This window comes from Janibacter sp. CFPM2_SD2 (assembly GCF_057364645.1).
Genome location: NZ_JBNFOF010000241.1, coordinates 1 through 4,137, shown reverse-complemented (window position 1 = coordinate 4,137; position 4,137 = coordinate 1). Strand labels below are relative to the sequence as shown.

Sequence of the window (4,137 nt, the reverse complement as noted above, 5' to 3'; positions counted from 1 at the left end):
TCCCTGGTGGGCACCGCCGGCCCTGGCCCTCGGGGGTGACGGCCGCCGCGGTCCGGGCCACCGAGCCGCCGCCCGCGGAGCTCGGGGTCGTCCTCGCCATCGCCGCGGCCGCCGTCGCGCTGCTCGTGCGCTCGGTCGTCCACGGCCCCGACCTCGCGATCGCCGTCGGCCTCGCGGTCCTCGCCGCCCCACGCCACGGGGGCGGGGCTGCTCGCCGTGGCTGCCACCGCCGGCCTGCTCGTCTGGCAGCTGCTGCGCCCGCGGGACTGACTGCCGGCGCGGGGCCGGGATTCGGGGAAGGGCGGGGCGCGCGGATATCGTGGACCACCGTGAGCGACGCCCCCATCGAGACCCCTGCCGACGACGAGCTGCCGGAGCAGATGCGCATCCGCCGCGAGAAGCGGGACCGGATCCTCGCCAGCGGCCGACAGGCCTACCCGGCCGGCGTCGCCCGCACCCACACCCTCGCCGAGGTCGTGCAGGGCTGGGAGCACCTCGAGACCGGTGAGGAGACGCAGGACGTCGTCACCGTCGCCGGACGCGTGATGTTCGTGCGCAACACCGGCAAGCTCGCCTTCGCGGCGCTGCAGGAGGGCATCGGTACCCGCCTGCAGGTCATGCTCTCGCTCGCCGAGGTCGGCGAGGAGGCCCTCGCGATGTGGAAGGCCGATGTCGACCTCGGTGACCACGTCACCGTCACCGGCCGGGTCATCCGCTCCCGTCGTGGCGAGCTGTCGGTCATGGCGACGAGCTGGGAGCTGGCCTCCAAGGCGCTGCGCCCGCTGCCGGTCCTGCACAAGGAGCTCTCCGAGGAGAGCCGCGTGCGCCAGCGCTATGCCGACCTCGTCGTGCGTCAGGAGGCGCGCGACATGGTGCGCACCAAGGCGGCTGCGCTGCGTGCGGTGCGTTCGACGCTGGACGGCGAGGGATTCATCGAGGTCGAGACCCCCGTGCTGCAGCTCGTGCACGGTGGTGCCGCGGCGCGTCCCTTTGGCACGCACATGAATGCCTTCTCGCAGGACATGTCGCTGCGGATCGCGCTGGAGCTCAATCTCAAGAAGGCCGTCGTCGGCGGTGTCGACAAGGTCTACGAGATGGGCCGCATCTTCCGCAACGAGGGCGTCGACTCCACGCACAGCCCCGAGTTCACGATGCTCGAGGCCTATGAGGCATATGGCGACCAGCGCACCATCGGTGAGCTGACCCGGCGCATCTACCTCGCCGTCGCCGACGCCATCGGCTCGCGGGTCGTCGAGACCCCGCAGGGCAGCGTCGACCTCGACGGCGAGTGGCGCTGGCTGCCCGTCCACACCGGCCTGTCCGAGGCCGTCGGTCGCGAGATCACCCCCGACACCCCCGTCGACGAGCTGCTCGCGATCGCCGCCGAGCGCGAGATCGAGGTCGACGCCGCGCTGCCGCAGGGCAAGCTCGTCATGGAGCTCTTCGAGGAGCTCGTCGAGCCGACGCTGCTGCAGCCGACCTTCGTCTGCGACTACCCCGCAGAGGCCCAGCCGCTGGCCCGGCGCCACGACGAGGACCCGCGCCTCATCGAGGCCTGGGACCTCATCATCGCCGGCGTCGAGCGGGCGACCGGCTTCACCGAGCTCGTCGACCCGGTGGTCCAGCGCGAGGTGCTCACGGAGCAGTCGCTCGCCGCCGCGGCGGGTGACCCCGAGGCGATGCAGCTCGACGAGGACTTCCTGCGGGCCCTCGAGTACGGCGCCCCGCCGATGGGCGGTATCGGCATCGGCATCGACCGGATGGTCATGTTCTTCACCGGTGTCGGCATCCGCGAGACCATCCTCTTCCCGCACCTCAAGCCCGAGGCCTGATCATGGACTTCATCAACGACTGGTGGCCCTATGCGGCGGCATTGTTGCCGACCGTCGGCGTCGCCTTCCTCTTCTACTGGATCATCCGCTACATGCTCGAGGCGGACCGGCGCGAAAGGAAGGCACTCGCACAATGGAATGCCGAGCACCGGAAGAATGCCGAAGAATCCACAAAGGACAGCGACTGAAATAGGTCATTCACGTCATGAATGACTATCGTGGGAATGACATTTCCCCACGAACGGAGAATTCCCATGGCACAGCGCGTCCAGGTCATCCTCGAAGATGACATCGACGGCGGCGATGCGAGCGAGACCGTCACCTTCGGTCTCGACGGAGTGACCTACGAGATCGACCTCAACGACCGCAACGCCGCCGCCCTGCGCGACGCCGTCGCCCCCTATGTCGGTGCCGGCCGCCGCGTGTCGGGCCGCCGCTCGACCGGGTCCGGCTCCGGGTCGCGCACGAGCAGCTCCGAGTTGGCCAAGATCCGCGAGTGGGCCCGGGCCAACGGCCACGAGGTCTCCGACCGCGGTCGCATCAGCCAGAAGGTGCGCGACGCCTACGCCAAGGCCAACGGCTGAGCGGGTTGACGACCGACGAGCTGCGGGCCCTGGCTGCGCAGCTCTCCCGGCATCTCGCCGTCCTCGAGGTCCGGGTCGCCGAGACCGGTGACCCGGACCTCGGTGTGTCCCTTGCCGCCGCCGTCGACATCGCGCCGCGGTGGATCGAGACCTATCGCGACCTGACGATCGCGCAGTCCGGCAGCGCGCCGGCGGGGATGCCCGCGGCCTTCGTCCTGCAGTACCTGCTCGACCCGATCGCGTCGACGATCGCCACGGCCGCAGCGGTCAGCCACGTGGTGCTCGACGCGGACACCGGCCGATGGTCGATCGGGCTCGACCCGACCTATCTCTACCCGGTCGCCGTCCAGCTGCGTGCGGCGGACGACCGGCTCCTCGTCGACCGGGAGGAGCGGCTCGAGGTCGCCCGGGCCGGCTACCTCGCGACGGCCACCGACATCGCGACGCGGCTGCCGACGCCGACCCGGATGAGCAGCCGGCAGCGCCTCGGCATGGCCGAGGACCTCTGGCAGATGGCCCTCGCCAGGGTCGCGGGCGAGCCTCCGCCGCAGCGGCGCTCGTGCTGCCTGATCTACGCGCTGCCCGGATGCGCCCCGTGCGCGGGCTGCCCACGCCTGCGCTGACCCGCAGACAGAGGGTGGCCGCACTCGTCGACGGGGAAGGAATGCTCCATCTCGTGCGTACGATCTGAGATACAGTTCGAGCGTGATCGGGGCATCTATCCGCCCTTGGCAGGAGATCTGTACGTCGAGCTGCATCCATGGAGGCTGCTGTGCGCATCGCGATCGTCGGCTGCGGCGAGGTCGGGACGACCTATCTGCGCGCCCTCGCCGAGCACGGCGAGCACGACGTGGTCGTCGTCGATCCGGCACCCCGCGACCCGCTCCGCGAGATCGTCGCCGCCGGCGGGCCGACCCTGCTCGCCGAGCCGGGCTGAGGCGCTGACCGGTGCCGACGTCGTGTGGCTGTGCGTCGCCGGCGACATCGCCCACGAGGTGATCGCCGGGCTGCGCCCGTGGTTGCGGCCCGGCGCGCGGGTGCTCGACCTGACGACCGCCTCGCCCGACGACAAGCGTCGCTCCGCCGCGCTCCTGGCCGACCACGCGACCTATGTCGACGTCGTCATCATGGGCGCCATCGCCATGGGCGGCGTCGCCACCCCGCTCCTGGCGGCCGGCCCGGAGGCGTCGGCCGCGACCACCGAGCTCGCCGCGATCGGCGCCCCGTGCGGGTGCTGCCCGGTGCCGGACCCGGCGACGCCGCGGCCCTCAAGCTGCTGCGCAGCATCCTGACGAAGGGGATCGAGGCCCTCGGGGTCGAGTGCCTCGCCGCCGCAGAGGCGCTCGGGGTGCGCGAGGAGCTGCCCGTCGTCCTCGCCGACATCGATGCCGGCGGTCTGACCCCCTTCGTCGAGGCGGTCGTGCGCACCCACCCGCAGCACGCCGAGCGTCGGCGCCACGAGGTGCACCGCGCCGGCCGACAGCTCGCCGACCTCGGCCGACCCTCCGCACTCGTCGACGCCGTCGAGGCGCGCTTCGCCGAGACCGTCGACGCCACCTGACCCACCACTGACAGGAGCACCCATGGACCTCGGGATCACCGGACGGACCGCCCTCGTCCTCGGGGCCGGCAGCGGCCTCGGCGAGGCGATCGCGCACGCGCTCGGCGCAGGAGGGGGTCACCGTCGTCGCGGCCGGCCGCACCCTCGCGAAGGTCGAGGC

General features: G+C 71.8%; 7 protein-coding genes. All 7 read left to right on the top strand.

Features of this window, described 5'->3' with window-relative positions:
* Positions 1-380: 380 nt before the first annotated feature.
* The 7 genes from lysS to AC2W7J_RS16395 all read left to right on the top strand — a co-directional run bounded on the left by lysS (position 381) and on the right by AC2W7J_RS16395 (position 3,977).
* Positions 381-1,832 carry a lysine--tRNA ligase gene (gene lysS, locus AC2W7J_RS16425; RefSeq protein WP_255186377.1) on the top strand — a complete coding sequence of 484 codons (1,452 nt, stop codon included), beginning with the start codon at positions 381-383 and terminating at the stop codon, positions 1,830-1,832.
* A 2-nt stretch (positions 1,833-1,834) separates the two neighbouring features.
* The gene (locus AC2W7J_RS16420; RefSeq protein WP_255184315.1) at positions 1,835-2,020 is read left to right on the top strand and encodes a lysyl-tRNA synthetase; all 186 of its coding nucleotides are present in this window, start codon (positions 1,835-1,837) and stop codon (positions 2,018-2,020) included.
* A gap of 66 nt (positions 2,021-2,086) precedes the next feature.
* On the top strand, positions 2,087-2,416 hold the full coding sequence (locus tag AC2W7J_RS16415) for a histone-like nucleoid-structuring protein Lsr2 (protein ID WP_255184314.1): 330 nt from the start codon (positions 2,087-2,089) through the stop codon (positions 2,414-2,416).
* Positions 2,417-2,421: 5 nt separating this feature from the next.
* Positions 2,422-3,039: a (2Fe-2S)-binding protein gene (locus AC2W7J_RS16410; RefSeq protein WP_485983710.1), complete on the top strand. Its 618-nt coding sequence runs from the start codon at positions 2,422-2,424 to the stop codon at positions 3,037-3,039.
* 137 nt (positions 3,040-3,176) lie between these two features.
* Complete coding sequence (locus AC2W7J_RS16405) at positions 3,177-3,353, top strand: NAD-binding protein (protein ID WP_485983708.1); 177 nt, start codon at positions 3,177-3,179, stop codon at positions 3,351-3,353.
* A 22-nt stretch (positions 3,354-3,375) separates the two neighbouring features.
* Positions 3,376-3,708, top strand: coding sequence for a Rossmann-fold NAD(P)-binding domain-containing protein (locus tag AC2W7J_RS16400; protein ID WP_485983706.1), 333 nt, complete (start codon positions 3,376-3,378; stop codon positions 3,706-3,708).
* A complete protein-coding gene (locus tag AC2W7J_RS16395) occupies positions 3,642-3,977 on the top strand; it encodes a DUF1932 domain-containing protein (protein WP_485983705.1) in 336 nt (111 codons plus the stop codon). The genes AC2W7J_RS16400 and AC2W7J_RS16395 overlap by 67 nt, the downstream gene beginning before the upstream one ends.
* Positions 3,978-4,137 lie beyond the last annotated feature (160 nt).

What these genes read in the sequence shown, in the direction of transcription:
- lysS (WP_255186377.1), top strand. Translation starts at nt 381, where the DNA reads ATGCGCATCCGCCGCGAGAAGCGGGACCGGATCCTCGCCAGCGGCCGA.
- AC2W7J_RS16420 (WP_255184315.1), top strand. Translation starts at nt 1,835, where the DNA reads ATGGACTTCATCAACGACTGGTGGCCCTATGCGGCGGCATTGTTGCCG.
- AC2W7J_RS16415 (WP_255184314.1), top strand. Translation starts at nt 2,087, where the DNA reads ATGGCACAGCGCGTCCAGGTCATCCTCGAAGATGACATCGACGGCGGC.
- AC2W7J_RS16405 (WP_485983708.1), top strand. Translation starts at nt 3,177, where the DNA reads ATGGAGGCTGCTGTGCGCATCGCGATCGTCGGCTGCGGCGAGGTCGGG.